The organism is Acetobacterium wieringae, from assembly GCF_026646375.1.
Classification (GTDB): Bacteria; Bacillota; Clostridia; order Eubacteriales; family Eubacteriaceae; genus Acetobacterium; species Acetobacterium wieringae_A.
Genome location: NZ_JAIPPU010000017.1, coordinates 71108 through 89877 on the forward strand (window position 1 = coordinate 71108; position 18770 = coordinate 89877).

General features: G+C 45.6%; 20 protein-coding genes and 2 riboswitches. Of the genes, 16 read left to right on the forward strand and 4 right to left on the reverse strand.

Going from position 1 to position 18770, the window contains the following annotated elements; genetic code table 11:
• Positions 1-2: 2 nt before the first annotated feature.
• The 4 genes from Q7P33_RS14800 to Q7P33_RS14815 all read left to right on the forward strand — a co-directional run bounded on the left by Q7P33_RS14800 (position 3) and on the right by Q7P33_RS14815 (position 2937).
• Positions 3-758: an ABC transporter ATP-binding protein gene (locus Q7P33_RS14800; protein ID WP_303871487.1), complete on the forward strand. Its 756-nt coding sequence runs from the start codon at positions 3-5 to the stop codon at positions 756-758.
• Between the two features lie 90 nt (positions 759-848).
• Positions 849-1187, forward strand: a complete 339-nt coding sequence (locus tag Q7P33_RS14805) for a metal-sensing transcriptional repressor (protein WP_303871488.1) — start codon at positions 849-851, stop codon at positions 1185-1187.
• 187 nt (positions 1188-1374) lie between these two features.
• Positions 1375-1516, forward strand: a riboswitch (cobalamin riboswitch).
• A 6-nt stretch (positions 1517-1522) separates the two neighbouring features.
• Positions 1523-1843 (forward strand): ATP-binding cassette domain-containing protein, encoded by a 321-nt coding sequence (locus Q7P33_RS14810; protein ID WP_303871490.1) that lies wholly within the window; start codon positions 1523-1525, stop codon positions 1841-1843.
• Positions 1844-2184: 341 nt separating this feature from the next.
• Entirely contained in the window at positions 2185-2937 is a 753-nt protein-coding gene (locus Q7P33_RS14815; protein WP_303871491.1) for a TMEM165/GDT1 family protein, read from the forward strand.
• Between the two features lie 96 nt (positions 2938-3033).
• On the opposite strand, the gene Q7P33_RS14820 is transcribed toward Q7P33_RS14815, so the two are convergent.
• A complete protein-coding gene (locus Q7P33_RS14820) occupies positions 3034-3837 on the reverse strand; it encodes an HAD-IIA family hydrolase (protein ID WP_303871493.1) in 804 nt (267 codons plus the stop codon).
• Between the two features lie 230 nt (positions 3838-4067).
• Here Q7P33_RS14820 and Q7P33_RS14825 point away from each other — a divergent pair, with 230 nt between their 5' ends.
• The 5 genes from Q7P33_RS14825 (at position 4068) to Q7P33_RS14845 (ending at position 7368) form a co-directional block, all read left to right on the forward strand.
• Entirely contained in the window at positions 4068-4352 is a 285-nt protein-coding gene (locus tag Q7P33_RS14825; RefSeq protein ID WP_303871495.1) for a hypothetical protein, read from the forward strand.
• 160 nt (positions 4353-4512) lie between these two features.
• Positions 4513-4707, forward strand: a complete 195-nt coding sequence (gene thiS / locus Q7P33_RS14830; protein ID WP_303871497.1) for a sulfur carrier protein ThiS — start codon at positions 4513-4515, stop codon at positions 4705-4707.
• An 81-nt stretch (positions 4708-4788) separates the two neighbouring features.
• Positions 4789-5553, forward strand: coding sequence for a thiazole synthase (locus tag Q7P33_RS14835; protein WP_303871498.1), 765 nt, complete (start codon positions 4789-4791; stop codon positions 5551-5553).
• Position 5554: 1 nt separating this feature from the next.
• Positions 5555-6709: a 2-iminoacetate synthase ThiH gene (thiH, locus tag Q7P33_RS14840; RefSeq protein ID WP_303871500.1), complete on the forward strand. Its 1155-nt coding sequence runs from the start codon at positions 5555-5557 to the stop codon at positions 6707-6709.
• A 74-nt stretch (positions 6710-6783) separates the two neighbouring features.
• The gene (locus Q7P33_RS14845; protein WP_303871501.1) at positions 6784-7368 is read left to right on the forward strand and encodes a thiamine phosphate synthase; all 585 of its coding nucleotides are present in this window, start codon (positions 6784-6786) and stop codon (positions 7366-7368) included.
• Positions 7369-7435: 67 nt separating this feature from the next.
• Here Q7P33_RS14845 and Q7P33_RS14850 read toward each other — a convergent pair whose 3' ends face one another.
• A complete protein-coding gene (locus tag Q7P33_RS14850) occupies positions 7436-10273 on the reverse strand; it encodes an EAL domain-containing protein (RefSeq protein WP_303871502.1) in 2838 nt (945 codons plus the stop codon).
• Positions 10274-10438: 165 nt separating this feature from the next.
• A riboswitch (FMN riboswitch) is annotated at positions 10439-10554 on the forward strand.
• 140 nt (positions 10555-10694) lie between these two features.
• Here Q7P33_RS14850 and ribD point away from each other — a divergent pair.
• The 4 genes from ribD to ribE all read left to right on the forward strand — a co-directional run bounded on the left by ribD (position 10695) and on the right by ribE (position 14267).
• Positions 10695-11783 carry a bifunctional diaminohydroxyphosphoribosylaminopyrimidine deaminase/5-amino-6-(5-phosphoribosylamino)uracil reductase RibD gene (gene ribD, locus Q7P33_RS14855; protein WP_303871504.1) on the forward strand — a complete coding sequence of 363 codons (1089 nt, stop codon included), beginning with the start codon at positions 10695-10697 and terminating at the stop codon, positions 11781-11783.
• A gap of 3 nt (positions 11784-11786) precedes the next feature.
• A complete protein-coding gene (locus Q7P33_RS14860; protein WP_303871506.1) occupies positions 11787-12449 on the forward strand; it encodes a riboflavin synthase in 663 nt (220 codons plus the stop codon).
• A 28-nt stretch (positions 12450-12477) separates the two neighbouring features.
• The gene (locus Q7P33_RS14865; protein WP_303871508.1) at positions 12478-13680 is read left to right on the forward strand and encodes a bifunctional 3,4-dihydroxy-2-butanone-4-phosphate synthase/GTP cyclohydrolase II; all 1203 of its coding nucleotides are present in this window, start codon (positions 12478-12480) and stop codon (positions 13678-13680) included.
• 119 nt (positions 13681-13799) lie between these two features.
• Entirely contained in the window at positions 13800-14267 is a 468-nt protein-coding gene (gene ribE, locus Q7P33_RS14870; protein WP_303871509.1) for a 6,7-dimethyl-8-ribityllumazine synthase, read from the forward strand.
• Between the two features lie 46 nt (positions 14268-14313).
• On the opposite strand, the gene Q7P33_RS14875 is transcribed toward ribE, so the two are convergent.
• Positions 14314-14943, reverse strand: coding sequence for a DUF975 family protein (locus Q7P33_RS14875; RefSeq protein ID WP_303871511.1), 630 nt, complete (start codon positions 14941-14943; stop codon positions 14314-14316).
• 109 nt (positions 14944-15052) lie between these two features.
• Between Q7P33_RS14875 and Q7P33_RS14880 the strand changes: the two genes are divergently transcribed.
• The 3 genes from Q7P33_RS14880 to Q7P33_RS14890 all read left to right on the forward strand — a co-directional run bounded on the left by Q7P33_RS14880 (position 15053) and on the right by Q7P33_RS14890 (position 18221).
• Positions 15053-16561 carry a Sapep family Mn(2+)-dependent dipeptidase gene (locus Q7P33_RS14880; RefSeq protein ID WP_303871512.1) on the forward strand — a complete coding sequence of 503 codons (1509 nt, stop codon included), beginning with the start codon at positions 15053-15055 and terminating at the stop codon, positions 16559-16561.
• Positions 16562-16661: 100 nt separating this feature from the next.
• Positions 16662-17642: a biotin--[acetyl-CoA-carboxylase] ligase gene (locus tag Q7P33_RS14885; protein WP_303871514.1), complete on the forward strand. Its 981-nt coding sequence runs from the start codon at positions 16662-16664 to the stop codon at positions 17640-17642.
• Between the two features lie 9 nt (positions 17643-17651).
• The gene (locus tag Q7P33_RS14890; RefSeq protein WP_303871516.1) at positions 17652-18221 is read left to right on the forward strand and encodes a biotin transporter BioY; all 570 of its coding nucleotides are present in this window, start codon (positions 17652-17654) and stop codon (positions 18219-18221) included.
• A 160-nt stretch (positions 18222-18381) separates the two neighbouring features.
• Here Q7P33_RS14890 and Q7P33_RS14895 read toward each other — a convergent pair.
• On the reverse strand, positions 18382-18770 hold a 389-nt coding region (locus Q7P33_RS14895; protein ID WP_303871517.1), incomplete at its 5' end, for a hypothetical protein.

Consider the following 18770-nt stretch of genomic DNA (forward strand, 5'->3'; position numbering starts at 1 on the left):
ACATGAACAGGATTTTAGCAGTCAGCAATTTAAAAAAAACCTATACCAAAGGAAAAACCACCATTTGTGCGGTTGATGAGATCAGCTTCCATGTGGATAAAGGCGAATGTCTGGCGCTGGTGGGCGAGAGCGGCAGTGGTAAAAGTACAGTCGCCAAGCTGATCACCGGACTGGAATCGTTGGATGGTGGTGATATTATTCTGGATGGAAAAGTGATTAAAAACCCCGGGCGAAAAGAACTCAAACGGGTTTACCAACTCGTTCAGATGGTCTTTCAGATGCCGGTGGATTCCTTTAATCCCCGGATTCGTCTGGGGGAAAGTGTCATGGAAGGGCTGATCAATCAGGGTATGGGGCGTCAGGAGGCGAAGCATAAAGCCATTGACTATCTGGAAATCTGCGGCCTCGGTCCGGAATTTGCCAGTCGCTATCCCAGTGAGGTCAGCGGTGGCGAATGTCAGCGGGCCTCGATTGCCCGGGCAATTGCCCGAAAACCCCAACTGCTCATCTGTGATGAAGCTACCAGCGCTCTGGATGTCACCGTCCAGGCTCAGATTATGACACTCCTATCACAATTACGAGAAGATCAGGGGATGTCGCAATTGATGATCTGTCATGATCTGGCTTTGGTGCAGCAATGCTGTGACCGGGTGCTGGTGATGCATCAGGGTCGGGTAGTGGAAACCGGTACCCCGGACGAGGTAATTTCAAGTCCCCGGGAAGCATATACAAAAAAACTGATCGATTCGATTCTGTAAGATATAAAAGGGCATCTTTCCTTGGCTGGTGTCCTTTTTCTATATCTGTTATAATGGATTAAACAGATATAGAAAATGAGGTGAATGGAGATGCATGAAAATCAGGAAGAATGGGAAGATGCCGGACATGATGCGGGCCACAGCGGAGATCATCACCACCATCATCATGAACATACCCAGACCAAATCAGTGTTGAATCGCCTTTCCCGAGCTGCGGGTCATCTTGAATCGGTGAAAAAAATGGTCGAATCGGGAAGAGACTGTACCGAGGTGCTGATCCAGCTTTCAGCGGTTAAGTCAGCGATTAATAACGTCGGCAAAATAATTTTACAGGATCATATTGAGCATTGCATCGTTGATGCGGTGGAGAATAACGACGAGAAGGCTTTGGAAGAACTCAGAAAAGCGATTGACCGCTTTATGAAATAAAGGCTGTAGTTTGATACCGTGTAAAGCGGAACTGGCATGGAAAGACATTCCAAAACAGAATATCACTTCTCAAAAATAGACTTGCGCAAGCGATTTAAGCATGTTAGAATGGCAAGCAGAAACAATGAAAGACACGTGCTTGTGGCATTGTTTCTGTTTTTTAGTGTTTTTAAAACACCGACACGAATAAAATATTAATAAAACAGGTGCCGGCAGTAACGAAGGGTTACAGGCCGGTGAAAAGGGAAGCGGGGTGAAAGTCCCCCGCGGTCCCGCCGCTGTAAAAGAAGAGTTCCTCCAGGAATGCTACCAGAAATGGGAAGGTAGGAGTAACGTTGACGCTTGAGCAACTGCTGATCAAAGTGGCCTTGGAGCCGGAGGTCAAAAACCGTTACCCCCATGAACTCAGCGGTGGGCAGCTGCAGCGGGTTTGTATAGTCCGGGCCATTGCCACAAAGCCTCGTTTTATTGTGCTAGATGAAGCCATCAGTTCACTGGATGTATCGGTTCAGGCCCAGATCTTAAAGCTACTTCATCAACTGCGGGTAGAGATGAACATCACCTATCTCTTTGTAGCCCACGATCTTCAGGTGGTGGCCCATCTTTGTGATAAGATTGTTTTTTTTTGTATCAAGGGCAAATTGTTGAAGAAATAGAAAGTGGCAAATTGGCCCAGGTCAACAATCACTATGCCAGAGCTTTGCTGGCATCAGTTATTCCGTTTGAAGTTTAGCGAAAACCGGAAAGTCTGTAATAAAGAAGGAGTAAAGAGGCTTTCCGGTTTTTATATTGACAAAAGCAAGGGTAATGTTGTAGAATAATACTGTTAAAAGGGAGTAGTTGTTATACAAAGTCAACATACTGGTGACGATGGTCACCTGGCTTTGTAGCCGTTTCCGGTAACGAGACTTTTAGCATAGTCCATTTTGTGGTGGGTTATGCTAGGAGTCTTTTTATTTTGGGATGCTTTCAAATTAAAAAACAGGAAGGAATACAAATGTACACAGGATTTATTGCTTTTTTAGTAGCGGTGGGAGCCGTGGTACTGGCCGAAATGGGAGATAAAACCCAGCTATTGGCGATGGCCTTTGCTACCAAGTATCAGGCCGGAAAGGTAATGTTGGGGGTCTTTATTGCCACGGTCTTCAACCACGCCCTGGCGGTAGCAGTGGGAAATTATATTACCCGCTTTGATGGCGCCCAGATCTGGATTCAGGGAATAGCCTCACTGTCCTTTATCTTTTTTGGACTCTGGACGATTCGGGGGGATAAGCTGGATGGCGAAGAAAATCGAACCACCCGCTTTGGTCCGGTGATTACCGTGGCGGTGGCCTTTTTTATTGCCGAAATGGGAGATAAAACCCAACTGGCGACCATTGCTCTGGCCACCAAATTTCCCGAAAATGCCGTTGGTGTGTTGATCGGAACCACCACCGGGATGCTGATTGCCGATGCCATTGGGATTATCATCGGGGTGGTTCTCTGTAAAAAAATACCCGAGCGGACGGTCAAGCTGGTATCCGCCGGAGCTTTTATGCTGTTCGGTTTTATTGGTACCTATCAGGTAGCCACCCAGCAGTTGCAGCTAGGGATGACAACAGTGCTACTCTTGATGTTGGTCTTGCTTATTCTAACAGCCGGGGCATCCTATTATCTAATTAAAAAGGAAAAGGAAGCAGGGCATTCGGATACGTATCCATCATGTCCATGTCCAGAGGATCAGATAAAAAAACAACAAGAAGACAAATAAAAAACAGGTAAGACTGGTAGCAGTCTTACCTGCTTTTTTGATTTTTAGATGACGTAAGGTCAAATACCGGGAGCGAAAGCTGACTCGCGATTATTTTTACTGAAGTCCCAGTCCGGCGACAATCTCATCAATACCAGTGAGGATATAATTGGGACGGTAGGGGAATTGCTTAACCGTTTCCCGGGTTGATACCCCGCTGAGGACCAGAAAGGTCGTCAAACCCGATTCAATCCCGGCGATGATATCGGTATCCATGCGGTCACCAATAATCAGGGCATCATCGCTGTGCACCCCCAGTCGTTTAATCCCGGTGCGCATCATCAGGGGATTGGGTTTACCAACGTAATAGGCTTCTTTTCCGGTGGCCAGTTCAATCGGTGCCACCAGGGCCCGACAGGCCGGGACAATGCCTTCTTCGGTGGGGCCGGTTAAGTCTGGATTGGTGGCGATCAGTTTGGCGCCTTTCTGAATCAATTTGACTGCCCGCAGCACGGAGTCATAATTATATGAGCGGGTTTCGCCAAAAACGACATAGTCCGGATCAACGTCATTCATGGTAATCTCAACGTCATAAAGGGCATTGACCAGACCTGGTTCACCAATGACATAGGCCGAACAACCAGGGGACTGATCCTTAAGGAATTTGGCAGTGGCCAGGGCACTGGTATAAAAATGGCTTTCATCAATTTCCAGACCCAGTCGGGCCAGTTTTTCTTTTAGTTCAATGGGTGAACGTTCGCTGGAATTGGTTAAAAAGAGGAAGTTTTTATCTTCAGCATAAAGCCAGTTGACAAACTCCTTTACTCCCGGCAACAGTCTGTTACCATGGTAGATGACACCATCCATATCGCAAATAAAGCCTTTTTTATCTTTAATTAATGCTAATAACTCTTCATTCATTTTGTTACCTCCGATTGATTTTCAATTATTTACAGTATTATACCCCAATAAAACAGGGTTCGTCTTAAAAATTTGGCAATTTTATGTAAAAAACTGAAAATAAATGTAAAAAGATCATTAAAAACAAGCATGGCAAAAATTTTTCGTCTTCGCATAGGTATTTGCACGATCCGCTGTGATAAACTGAAATAACAGAAAAATACGATACCAGGAAAGCGAAGGGATATAAAATGGAGACAATCTTAAATAATTATGATGATATGCGGGTGATGCGGATGATTAAAAAACAGCTGATCAGTTGTGAGTCAAACCTGGAACTACTCCGTAAAGAGTATGAGGAAAAAGATGATCAGCTGTTAGCCCTGGGTATTAAGAAAGAAGTGACCAATCGTCCGGTTGATGAAGAGGAAGTGGCGGAGTTAACAGTTCGGCTGGAAGCCTTAAAAAAAGAAATTCAGGAAATTGAAGAAGATAAGAGTAAAATGGCGGCCTACAACGCCTATACCCGTCGTTAGACAGAAGCTGTTCAAAAACAGATCTTGACTTTAGTGGGCTGATGTAATAAAATCAAAACAGAAAAAGTAAATTGAAGCACAAAATGGGGTACACCACCGAAAGGGTGTAATCGTATTTTGTGCTTTTTTTGCGTCTGCAACAGCAAAGGAGAAAAGTGAGATGCGTATCAACGGAAAAGAAGTGCCCCTGGTTAACAATCAGAGTCTGCTACAGTTTTTAGAAACCAATGGTTTTGATGTGGCCACCCTGGCTGTCGCCCGAAATGGTGAAATCGTTCCAAAATCGAGCTATGATGCAGTACTGCTTTGCGAAACGGATACCCTGGAAGTGGTACGTTTCGTCGGTGGCGGGTGATGGTAAGGAACCGACTAAAGATAAGATAGCCGTGAACAAATAAAGATTTACAATCTGAAAGTAGAATTAAAAGGAGAAAAGATGACAGATCAATTAATAATTGGCGGACACACATTTAATTCCCGGTTTATCCTGGGATCCGGAAAGTTTTCACTGGAAATTGTCAAGGCGGTAGTCGAAAACGGCGGGGCAGAAATTGTGACACTGGCCCTGCGGCGGGCGAATCTCGGTGGGGAAGAGAATATTCTGGATTATATCCCCAACGATATTACGCTGCTACCCAATACTTCTGGTGCAAGAACGGCCGAGGAAGCGGTCCAAATCGCCCGGTTGGCCCGGGAGATCAATTGCGGGAATTTTGTCAAGGTGGAAGTCATCAAGGATTCCAAATATCTGTTTCCCGATAATTATGAAACCATTAAGGCTACCGAGATTCTGGCCAAAGATGGTTTTGTGGTGATGCCCTATATGTATCCGGACTTAAATGTGGCCCGGGATTTAGTCAGTGCCGGGGCGGCGGCAGTGATGCCCCTGGCATCGCCGATTGGCAGCAACAAGGGGCTTTGTACCCGGGACTTTATTGAGATACTAGTTAGTGAAATCCCCGTTCCGATTATTGTCGATGCTGGCATCGGACGGCCGTCCCAGGCCTGTGAGGCGATGGAAATGGGCGTGGCAGCGGTGATGTGCAATACTGCGGTAGCTACAGCTAAAAACATTCCGCTGATGGCCAAAGCCTTTGGTCAGGCGATAGCGTCGGGCCGAAATGCCTATCTGGCAGGTCTCGGCCGGGTCTTAACCCATGGCGAAGCGTCCAGCCCCTTAACGGGATTTTTGGAGGATTAGAATGATAAAAAAACGCACTGATCCAATGGTCTATCAACCAGGGATGGAGAAAATAGACTCCGATATTCGGGATAAAGTCTTAAAAAATGTGGATAAGTATGATGATCAGAAAATTACCGCCAGCGATGTGGAAGAAGCCCTGAAAAAAGAGCGATTGTCCATAACCGATTATGGAGCCTTATTATCACCGGCAGCGACGCCATATTTAGAAGAAATGGCCAAAAAAGCGATGATCGAAACAAAGAAACACTTTGGTACCAATATCTGCCTGTTTACCCCGCTTTACATTGCCAATTATTGTGAAAATAATTGTGTATACTGTGGATTTAATTGTAAAAATAAAATCCGCCGGGGTAAGCTTAGTCTGGCGGAAATGGAGATGGAATTAAAGGCGATCGCCAAAACCGGATTAAAAGAGATCCTGATCTTAACCGGCGAATCCCGGCATCAGTCCGGGGTGGAGTATATCGGGGCTGGGGTTAAACTGGCGGCGGAATATTTTACCACCGTGGGGATTGAAATCTACCCGCTAAATGCCAATGAATATGCATATCTACGCAGCTGTGGAGCCGATTTTGTTTCGGTTTATCAGGAAACCTATGATTTAAGCAGATATGAACAAGTTCATTTAAGTGGGCCCAAACGGGTTTTTCCCTATCGTTTTGAAGCCCAGGAGCGGGCCTTACTGGGAGGCATGCGGGGTGTTTCTTTCGGAGCCTTGCTGGGGTTAGGTAACTTCCGGAAGGATGCCTTTGCCACTGGAGTCCACGCCTACTTTATTCAGCAAAAATACCCCCATGCTGAAATCGGCTTTTCCACACCCCGGCTCCGCCCCTTTATTAACAAAGCCGATAACAACCCCAACGACGTTCATGAGAAACAGTTGCTTCAGGTGATGCTGGCCTACCGGCTGCTGATGCCTTTTGCCGGGATCACCATTTCCACCCGGGAGCGGCCTGGCTTTCGGGATCATGTCGTTGGGATGGTGGCGACAAAAATTTCTGCCGGTGTCAGTGTCGGGGTTGGTGGACATGAGCAGCAGGAAAAGGGCGATGAACAATTTGAGATATCCGATCCCCGCAGCGTTCCCGAGGTACATCAAATGATTTTAAATCGTGGCCTCCAGCCGGTTTATTGCGACTATATCCGGGTATAAACCTTCATAAAATGGGTGGTATTTTTTAGCTGGGATATGATAGACTATAGACAAGAAAAATAAAGGAGCCAAGTATGCTGATTTGTATAACGAACCAGAAACTGTGCCAGGATGATTTTCTCAGTCGAATTGAAGAAATCGCTAAGGGGCAACCTCATGCCATTATGCTGCGGGAAAAAGACCTCAGCGAGCCAGACTATCGGGAGCTAGCCATCAACGTAAAAGAAATTTGTGATCGGTACCGGGTTAGACTGATTATTAATCATAATTTAGAGATTGCTGAGGAATTGAAGGTAGAAGCGGTACAGGTGTCGATTCATGACATCCGGAGAGAGTGTGAAGCGATCCGGAACTTTAAGCAGGTCGGGGTCTCGGTTCACTCGGTGGAACAGGCCCGGGAAGCCGAAGTCTGGGGGGCCGATTATTTAATCGCTGGTCATATTTTTCCCACTGATTGCAAAAAAGGCCTACCGGCCCGAGGGCTAATTTTTCTTAAAGAGGTCTGTAATGCTGTCGCAATCCCGGTTTTTGCCATCGGCGGGATCAGCGAAGTCAATTATAAAATTACCTTGATGGCCGGCGCCAAAGGGGTCTGTATCATGAGTGAAGCGATGACCACCGATCATCCCGAAACCCTGGCGCAACGATTTATCGTTTAATGAGTGGTTCATTTATAGTACCACAACAATTGAAGCGGATCGAAGATAAATAAAAAAAGGGATAAGGCTAAGCCATATCCCTTTTTGTTTTTTCCATAAAAGTCAGTAGTCCGTCCTCGTCAAGCGGTTTGGCATAGTAAAAGCCCTGAGCAATATGACAATTATTTTTCAGTAGAAAGTCAATCTGTTCGGGGGTTTCCACTCCTTCGGCAATGACCTGGAGATTAAAATTTGAGGCCAGTTCTATGATTACTTTAGCAATGGTGCCATTATCGTAATGGGGAATCCCTTTAATAAAGGAACGGTCGATTTTGATTTTATCCACGGCAAATTTCTTGAGATAACTCAGAGAAGAGTAACCGGTGCCAAAATCATCGATGGAAACCTGGATCCCCATCCGATGGAATTCGCTCAGGATGGCTTCACATTCATCTTCATTATCCATCAGAATACCCTCGGTGATTTCCAGTTCCAGCAGTTCTGGTGGTAACTGGGTGCGGGTCAAAATGGATTGGATCAGTTCCCCGATATAAGGGGCCTTAAACTGAAGCATCGAAAGATTAACTGCGATCGGGATTTGATAACCCAGTGATTGGAGTTTTTTTCCGAACTCGCAGGCAGTTTCCAGCACCCATTCACCCAGTGGAATAATCAGATTTGATTCTTCAGCAATGGGAATAAAAATCCCCGGAGGAACCATCCCATTGGAGCTGTTCCAGCGAATTAAAGCCTCCAGGCCGAGAATCTGATTGGTGGACATATCCACCTGGGGTTGGTAGTAAAGAACAAATTCCTGATTGCTTAGCGCATTGCGCAGTTTGTTCTGCATTTCGTATTTTTGAATCGACAGGCTGTTGATGTCCTTATCGTAGAACTCAAAGCGCCGCCCCTTGTTGGCTTTGACATTATTCAGGGCAGAAGCGGCAGTCTTTAGAAGCTTGCCATAGTGGTTGGCATCGTTGGGGTAGAGACTGATTCCGATACTGACATCAACAATCAATTCTTCATCATGAATGGAAATCTGTTTTTCCAGTTCTTTGCTTAAATCCATGATGTATTCATATAAATCTTCATTGGAAGAAACATGCGTTTTTAGAATACCAAACTCGTCATTCCCCAGACGAGCCAGCACATCCTGATCGTTGACCAGAGTCTTTAGGCGATTGGCCAGAGCAATTAATACCTTGTTGCCAAAATCAAAACCTTTGGCCTCATTGATAATTCGGAAATCATCGATATTAATTAAAATCAGGGCATGGTTCCCGACAGTGGTGCTGTCCCCGCTGATCAGTTCCATTCCCGATTCATCGAGAAAGACCTTATTGTTAAGCTTGGTCAGATGGTCAAAATACTTCAGATAATAAATATCTTTTTCAATTTGCTTATGGGCCGTGAGATTGGTGATATTGCCGATATAATAATCAGCTCCGCCGTTTTTCACCTTACTGATCCGCAAAAACAGAAACAGCGTTTCGGTGGAATTTTGAGCATATTCAATTTCGCCAGACCAGACCGGATTCATTTCCAGGCTGTCAATCAAGGGCTGATTGATCAGGATATTGTTTTCAGATAGGTTCAACATCGGGATTTCAGCTTCAGGAATCCCAATTATTCGGGAAAAGGCAGTATTTTGATAAATACAGAAAAATGTTTCATTTAAAATAAAAATACCTTCATCGGTACCGGATAAAAGCTCCAAGATCATTTCCAGTTGGGATTGAACTGCCTGGCGTTTGTCAATTTCCTGATTTAGCGCCTGATTGTTGGTTTGAATTTCTTCGATGTATTGGATGATCCGGTGGCTCATCATCTTGAGCCCCCGGGATAAAATACCAAGCTCATCTTCCCGGTCGTAAAGGGTACTTGGTAGATTGATTTCCTGATCACCCTGGCTGAAGGTTTTGACTGCATCGGAAATGGTTATAATTGGTTCAGAAATGAGTCGGGTCATCCGCCGGATAAAAAGCGCAATCATAAACAGCAATACCAGGGAAACAAAGATCAGACTAAAAATAAACTGGTTCAGTGGAGCCAAAACTTCTGACCGGGGGATGACCGTGACCACGATCCAGTTGGATGACTGGGTGGGCACATAGGCGATGTATTTGGCATTATTTCCCAGCTGGTATTCGATGACACCACTGTTGCCGGAGGTGATTTGGCTCATATAGAGGTCAAGATAGGAAAAGGGATTAGCCCCGCCAGCAGCAAAAACTTCAGGATCATCAGGATGATAAAAAATACTGCCGTCTTTATTGATTAATAGGGTATAACCGTTTTCGCCGACTTGGTAGGTACTCATCAGCTTAGAAATATCTGTCACCTGCAGGTCAATGCCCATGGCGCCAATCACATTATTGTTTTTTAGGATCGGGGTCGTGATGGAAACCACCATTTTTTCGGTAACAATGTCAATATAGGGACTAGTTACCGTAATTCCCCGGGATTGTAAGGTTTCCATGTACCAGAGTCGTTTATTCAAATCATAGTCTGGTTTGGGATCAAATTCGGGGGTTGAAGAAATCACATCGTTGGACTTGGTCACGCCGATATAAGCCAGCGAAATATTGGGATCGGAAGCCTTAATGGCCTGGAGTTCCTGGGTTATCACATTAAACAGCGGATGCTGACGTTTTTCCTCCCGGGTGTTGAGCGCTTCTGTGATGGCCTGATAATCCTGATTGGTTTTCATCTGTTCGACAATAATAATATTCTTCTCGATAAATTTGTCAATTTCAGTGGCAATTTGTTGGGCGTCCTTGGAAATCTGTTCCTTACTGTTGGTTTCAAAAAAACCACTTAACATTTGGATGGAAATAATACCATAAACTGCAAAGGCAACAAAAATAAATCCAATAACAATGGTTCCTACCCGTCTGATCAGGCTTTTTTTAAACCAGTGCACAATGGGGCCATCCTTTCTCTGAAGGGTCAGTCAATATCATTAATATGTTAGTTTTATCATGCTTTTTCATGCTCCTATTATAAACGAAAACGGATGGAAAGAAAAATAAATTTTAATCTATTGACAGAAATATCGCAATTATGTTAAAGTTTAATCAATTAAATACGAAGTCTTCAGGGCAGGGATAGTTTCCCTACCGGTGGTATAGCCCACGAGCCGCAAGGTATGATTCGGTGAAATTCCGAGGCCGACAGTTAAAGTCTGGATGAAAGAAGATAATGAAGTTTTATAATTGCTTTGTTAATTTAGCTCTGAAATGGTAATCATTTCAGAGCTTTTTTATACGAGAATCAGTAAAGCTGTGAACAAAAATGCCCTGGATATTTATTCAGGGCATTTTTGTTTTGAGGGAGGAATACAGGTGAAAAAACAGGAACACTATATGGAAATAGCCATCGACCTGGCTAAAAAAGGTCGGGGTCGGGTGAATCCCAATCCTCTGGTGGGCGCAGTGATTGTTAAAGATGATGTGATTATTGGCAGCGGCTATCACGAAAAATATGGTGGGCTTCATGCTGAACGTAATGCCTTGATGACCTGCAATGCGTCACCGGTTGGGGCAACCCTTTATGTGAATCTGGAACCCTGCTGTCATCATGGCAAAACTCCGCCCTGTACGGAGGCCATTATCGAAAGCGGGATTAGTAAGGTAGTCATCGGCGCCATCGACCCCAATCCATTAGTCGGAGGTCAGGGAATCAAAATGTTGAGACAACATGGCATCACGGTTATAACCGGAGTTCGGGAAGCAGATTGTCAGGAGCTAAATGCCATGTTTTTTCACTACATCAAAAATCAAACCCCTTATGTGCTGATGAAATATGCCATGACCCTGGATGGTAAAATTGCCACTGCTACAGGGAAATCCCGATGGATTACCGGGGAGTCGGCCCGGAAGGCGGTGCATCAGACCCGCAATGAAGTGATGGGAATCATGGTAGGCGTCAACACCATTTTACAGGATGATCCGCAACTGACCTGCCGGATAGAAGGTGGCAGAAACCCCAGCCGGATAATATGCGACACCCAATTGCGCACCCCGCTGACGGCGCAGGTGGTGGCATCGGCCCGGAGAATACCGACCTATCTGGCGACCTGCTCTCAGGATCGGCAAAAAATAAAACGGTTTGAAATTATGGGCTGCAGCGTTTTACAAATAGCAAAAGACGGGGAGCATCTCGATCTCCGGGATCTGATGGTGCAAATAGGGCAGGAAGGGATTGACAGTATTTTGCTGGAAGGGGGCGGCACTCTGAATTTCAGCGCTTTAAAAAGCGGTATTGTGAGTAAGCTCCAGGTTTATCTGGCCCCCAAAATATTTGGTGGTGCGGCCGCCAAAACTCCGGTGGAAGGTCCGGGGCTGGCAGATCCAGCGGAGGCCTTCCAGTTCACGGACCGAAAAATAAAAATATTCGGGGACGATATCTGCCTCGAATACACGAAGAGGTAAGACATGTTTACAGGCATTATCGAAGAAGTTGGCAAAATCACTGCGGTCATTAAGGGACAACGATCTTCCCAGCTGTGGGTTCAGGGTGCGGTCACGATGGATGATTTAAAACTGGGCGACAGCGTGGCGGTGAATGGAGTGTGCCTGACGGTATCCCAGTTAAGCGGAAATAAATGGATGGCCGATGTCATGAGTGAAACGCTGAACCGCAGCAATCTGGGCGATCTAAAAGGTGGATCAGCCGTCAATTTGGAACGGGCAATGCCCGCCAATGGCCGTTTCGGAGGACATATCGTGGCCGGTCATATTGATGGAACCGGTCACATTGTGCAAATCACCAAAGATGATAATGCAGTGATCTTTGAGATTGGTGCACCGCCCAAAATACTCCATTACATTATCGAAAAAGGGTCTATTGCCATTGATGGCATCAGTTTAACGGTTGTCGGGATGACCGCTGCCAGTTTTAAAGTGTCCATCATTCCCCATACGGTGAAGCAGACGATCCTGGGTATCAAGAAACCTGGCGATCCGGTCAATTTGGAAAATGATCTGGTGGGCAAGTACATCGAAAAACTGCTAGTACGTTCATTGTCCGAAACGGATGCCGGTACAGAAAATAACAGTGGCTTAACCATCGATTTTCTGAGGGATGCCGGGTTTTAGAAATAATAAGAAATTAAGAGAGGTTACTATGTTCAAATTTAATACCATTGAAGAAGCACTGGATGATTTACGGGCAGGCAAGATCATTATCGTGACCGATGATGATGATCGGGAAAACGAGGGAGACTTTGTTTGTGCGGCTGAGTTTGCCACCACCGAAAACGTCAACTTTATGGCCATCTATGGCAAAGGGCTGATCTGTATGCCGATGAGCGAAAAGCTGGTTAAAAAATTGGCCATTCCCCAAATGGTTGCAGATAATACTGATAATCATTGCACCGCCTTTACTGTGTCCATCGACCATGTCGATACCACGACTGGCATTTCGGCGGCAGAACGTTCGGTTACTGCCATTAAGTGCGTCGACGAGAATGCCCGGCCAGAAGATTTTCGGCGGCCCGGCCATATGTTTCCGTTGGTCGCTAAGGAAAATGGGGTATTGGAACGAAACGGTCACACCGAGGCCACCGTCGATCTGGTTAAACTGGCCGGGTTGAAAGAATGCGGTCTATGCTGCGAAATTATGCAAGAAGATGGCACGATGATGCGAACCCCGGAACTGATCGAATTGGCCCAGACCCATCAACTGAAATTTATCACCATCAAAGATCTGCAAAACTACCGCAAACAAAACGAAAAACTAGTGGAGTGTGTGACAATCACCAAAATGCCTACCAAATACGGTGAGTTTATGGCCTATGGTTATGTCAACCGGTTAAATGGGGAGCATCATGTGGCGCTGGTTAAGGGGGATTTAAGTGGTGACAGCCCGGTGCTGTGTCGGGTTCATTCGGAATGTTTAACCGGCGACGCCTTTGGTTCGATCCGCTGTGATTGTGGCGATCAGTTTGGGGCGGCGATGACCGCCATCGAAAAAGAAGGTCGAGGGGTATTGCTCTACATGCGTCAGGAAGGCCGGGGGATCGGGCTGATCAATAAATTAAAAGCCTATGCATTGCAGGACATGGGGATGGATACGGTTCAGGCCAATATTGAACTGGGCTTTCCGGAAGACCTGCGGGAATACTACATCGGGGCTCAGATTTTAAGGGATCTGGGGATCAGTCAGCTAAGACTATTGACCAACAATCCGCTCAAAATGGAAGGTTTGTCAGAGTTTGGACTGGAAATGGTAGAGCGAGTGCCGATTCAAATGGAAGCCTGTAGCCAGGATCTGTTTTATCTAAAAACCAAGCAGGAAAAAATGGGTCATCTGTTTAATTACAACTAAAAGGTATTGTTAAGTGACCGTAACGAGTATGTGTCAATCAGTAGTCTTCTGCAGAAATTGCCGGTACGAAGTTATCGGTTTGAAAGTCAGAAAAAAATTTTTATAGAGGAGAATAAAAAATGAATGTATATGAAGGAAAATTAGTATCAAAGGGAACTAAAGTGGGGATAGTAGTGGCGCGGTTCAATGAATTTATTGGATCAAAGCTGCTGGGCGGAGCCATTGATGGCTTGAAGCGTCACGATGTGAAGGAAGAAGACATTGATGTGGCCTGGGTACCAGGGGCCTTTGAGATTCCGTTGATTGCTGCCAAAATGGCCAAGCTGGGAAAGTATGATGCCATCATTTGTTTGGGGGCTGTGATCCGGGGGGCCACCACCCATTACGATTATGTCTGCAGCGAGGTGTCAAAGGGAGTGGCTCATGTCTCTCTGCAGTCAGAAATACCGGTGATCTTTGGGGTGCTGACCACCGAAAACATTGAACAGGCCATCGAACGGGCTGGCACCAAGGCCGGCAATAAAGGCTATGACTGCGCCCTGACAGCGATTGAAATGGTCAATCTGATTAACGAAATAACAAACTAAAAAAAACAGGGAGCTGATTTTGGGGCTCCCTGTTTTTTAATAAAAATTAAGCTAATTCATCAAGGCTGACCACGCCGTTTTGAAGCGCCAGTTCCTTGAGATCTTCATATTGTCCAGCCATGCTGGTAAAGAAGTAGGGGTTAACATAAAAGATACCAAGAATACCAAAGGTAAAGCCGTTTAGTAAAAACCAGCCAAAAAAGCTTAAGGACATCATAAAAATTTCGCCTTTGTGGCCTTGGGTCATCCGCATCGAAATTTTAACGGCTTCGGTGGCGGGAACGTTGGGATATTCTGCTAGAATGTAGGGGGTAAAACAATAAGCGAGGGACTTAATAATGCCAGGGATAACAAAAAGCAGGGACCAGAGAAAAATAAATAATTCCATCCATAGCATGCCCCCCAGTTTTCGACCAAAATCCGAAAAGCCGGTTTTAAACATGTCTTCAATGGTCGGTGTGGGGAGTTCACCACGGTAAATCCAAAGTGAAAAAAATTGCAGACCAACCATCATCGGTCCCCAGACAATCAGACCACCCAAGCCGCCAACAAAGGAAGTGACCCCGGAAGCAGCACCGATCACGACAAAAGCCAATACGGTTGCACCGACACAGATCCAGTAGTTTTCGGAAAAGCTCTGCTTGGCGATGGCTTTAATTTCCTGTCTCGTTTTCATAATAATCTCCTTTTCGATTATAATTCGGAAAGAAATCTTAAGAAAAATATCAAATTTTTAAGATTCCTTGTATATAATAGCATGACTGATGAAAAGAAGGAAGAAAAAAATGAGTAAAGATATGATAGAAAAAAAGATCCTTTTGGGTCGTTATCGGCATTATAAGGGCAATCAATATGAGGTTATTGGTCTGGCTACCCACAGCGAAACGCAAGAAGCCATGGTGGTTTACCGGCCATTATATGGTGAAGGTGCTCTGTGGGTGCGTCCGGCAGCAATGTGGAATGAAATCCTGGAAAAGGATGGAAAAATCGTCAGGCGCTTTGAATATCTGGCTGATAAAAAAGTGGTAACAGGAACACAATTGGATACAGTGGCCTTATTGCAGGATCTAAAAACACTGCTTCAAATTAAGACGGTCAACGGCGATGCCGGAAAAATAACCGACGAAGCCCCCTTGGGATCTGGCATCAACGAAGCGCTGAACTTTGTCCTTGGACGGGGACAAAGTTTTGGCATGCGTACTAAAAACTGCGATGGCTACTGCGGTTATGTGGAATTTGGTGAAGGGCCGGAACTGGTAGCCGTGACCACCCACATCGATACGGTGGCGGTAGGGGATGACTGGACCGTTCCCCCCTTTGACTTGACCATTGACGGCGATACCATTTATGGCCGGGGGGTTCTGGATGACAAGGGTCTGACGATGGTTTCGCTCTATGCCCTGAAAGCCTTGAAAGAGGCTAATTTGCCACTGGGTAAACGGGTACGGCTGATTATTGGCGGCGACGAAGAAGGCGGCAATTGGGCGTGTATGAACCGCTATAAACAAACTGAAGAGGTTCCGGCCTATTCATTTTCACCGGATTCCGGTTATCCGGTAATCTTTGCCGAAAAAGGCATCATGAATATTATTCTGGAAAAAGAACTGGATCACCAGACCCCAGCGCTTGTCTTTAGTGGCGGCAGCCAGATCAATTCGGTGCCGGATGCGGCCCAAGCGGTTTTTAATGGTCAGACCTTTGAAGCCAAAGGAAAATCTGCCCATGCCATGGAGCCGGAAAAAGGGGACAATGCCATCCTGAAACTGGCAGCAATACTGACTGCAGAAGGGATTACCCATCCAATCCTTACGCTCTTGGAGCGGGCTACCACAACCGGGTTTGGGATTGATCGATCGGATTCGGTATCGGGATCGCTGACCTTAAACCCGGCCATTGTTCAAGTGGACGAAAGTAAGGCGGTGCTACGCTGCGATATTCGCTATCCGGTGACGTTAAAAAGCAGTGACATTGTTGCGGCGATAAAAAAAGCGACGGCGGATCTGGGCTTTTGTTTGGAAATGGATCATGATGTCAAACCACTCCATGTTGATAAGGACAGCTTTCTGGTAACCACCCTGCAGCAAGTTTATCAGGACTGCACCGGGGATATGGCTGAACCGATGGTCTCTGGCGGCGGTACCTATGCCCGGGCCTTTGAAAACTCCGTGGCATTTGGCGGAGGCTTTCCTGGGGAGGTCAACACCTGCCATCAAACCGATGAGTTCTGGAGCATTGAGAGTCTGGAAAAGAACTTTGAGATTATTGTGAAGGCTCTGGCAGTATTGGCTCAGTAAATAAGCAAAACAGCAACGGCAAGAGCTATTGTCAACCACTCATTTAAAAATGGTTGACAATAGCTCTTTTATTGTTTAGAATAATCGCGGAGGTGAAGAAATGTCGACAAAACAAAAATTATTAAAAACCTTGGAAGAAAATAGAGAAAACTATTTATCTGGAGAAGTGCTGGCCAGCACCATGAACGTCTCCCGGTCGGCCATCTGGAAGGCCATTAAAGCGTTAAAAGAAGAAGGCTACGCGATTGAATCCACCACCAACAAGGGCTACCGGTTAAAAAGCGAATCGGATCTGATGTCAGCAGAAGGGATACACCCCTGGCTGTCCCCGACCAATCAGGCGCTTGAACTGATTGTCTATCAAACCGTTGGCTCTACGAATCAGGAAGCCAAGAAATTGGCACTGGAAGGGGCAAAAACGGGAACGGTGATTATCGCTGAAGAGCAAACCCAGGGGCGGGGCCGGATGGGCCGATCCTTTTATTCACCGCCCAAAAGCGGGGTTTATTTAAGCCTGGTGTTGCGTCCCGACGTTGCTGCCCGGGATGCGGTGCTGCTAACCACCGGGGTATCGGTGGGGGTATGCCGGGCCATCAAAAAAGTGACGGGTATTGATACCCAGATCAAGTGGGTCAATGATATTTACCGGGGCGACCGGAAAATTGTGGGGATTCTTACCGAGGCGGTGACCAACTTTGAGAACGGACAGTTCGAGTTTGTGATCATCGGCATTGGCCTTAATTTCAAGCAGCCGGAAGCGGCCCTGCCTAAAGAGTTGGAAGACATTGTCGGGACGCTATTTGATGAAAAACCGGATGCCCTGACCCGTAATCGGTTGGCGGCAGAAATTATCAACGAGGTCTTAACGATCTGTGACGATCTGACTAATCGGGATTTTTTAGAGGAATACAAAAATCTCTCGATGGTTTTGGGAAAACAGATTAAGGTTTTCCGGAACAATGAGTGGGAAGTGGCCACCGCTTTGGACATCAGTGACGAAGGTGGATTAATAATCAGAAATCAATCTGGACAGATCGAAACCCTGAACTCTGGGGAAATCAGTATTAGAAAATTAGAATAGGATGGAAAAATGATTAAAAAAAACAACCTTAATATAAGAATGTTAGTACTCTGCGGATTGTTTTCTGCCTTGATCGTGGTCGGGGCGATGATTAAAGTGCCCTTACCGGGAATACCCTTCACGCTGCAGACCCTGTTTGTGATTCTGGCCGGCTTGCTGCTGGGCTCCCGGGGTGGGCTGATTGCGGTGCTGGTATATATTTTTCTCGGTCTGGCTGGTCTGCCGGTATTTTCCGGTGGCGGCGGGCTGATGTATGTCTTAAAACCAAGCTTTGGCTATATTGTCGGCTTTGCCCTGGGGGCCTTTGTCACCGGCTGGTTGGCTGAAAAGAACACCACGAACGAAACCCTGCCGATGGTCATCGCTGCGTTGGCCGGAACTGCTGTGATCTACGTGCTAGGGCTAACCTGGTATTATATCATTGCTAATTACTACCTCAACACCCCAGTGGGTGCAGCCACCCTGATGATGACCGGCTTTGTGATGACCCTGCCAGGCGATCTGATCAAGATTGCCATTAGTGTGCTGTTGGCCAAGCGATTGGTACCAGTGATCGGGCGAGGGATGCCCACAAAATAATATTTTTATTCCGGAATCCGTACGATCGTTTTTTGAATACAACAACTTACAACAGATAGCAGTTTCTAACATCCCAGCCTAATTAATCACTTCATTCAATTAGGTTGGGAAAGTTGCGTTAAATACTAAAATCATAAAAATCAAAGTGATACTATTTTTATTAAAAAACTCCTAAATCTTCGAGTAAATCCATTCTAAATTTTCCTAGTGATTCATTAATAATTTCTTCTTCTGTAAGTTTCTTTCCAAATATTAATGTCCTAATATCTATAGATGTAGGATTTTCCAGTAATGAACTTAATTCCGTTTGATATAATTCATTATACATTATTACTTTATTTAATAATTCCCTTGCAAGTGGCTCAAAACACTGGTATCTTTGCTCAATTTGAAATAACTCAAGTGAGTTATTTATTTTATCATCTTCAACTAAATTATTTAACTTGATTTCCATACGATCACATTCATCTATCATATATTCAATCAAATTGGTAATTACAACGTAAGCGCTTAAATACAAGGTGCCACAAAAAATAAAAAAGAACCGGC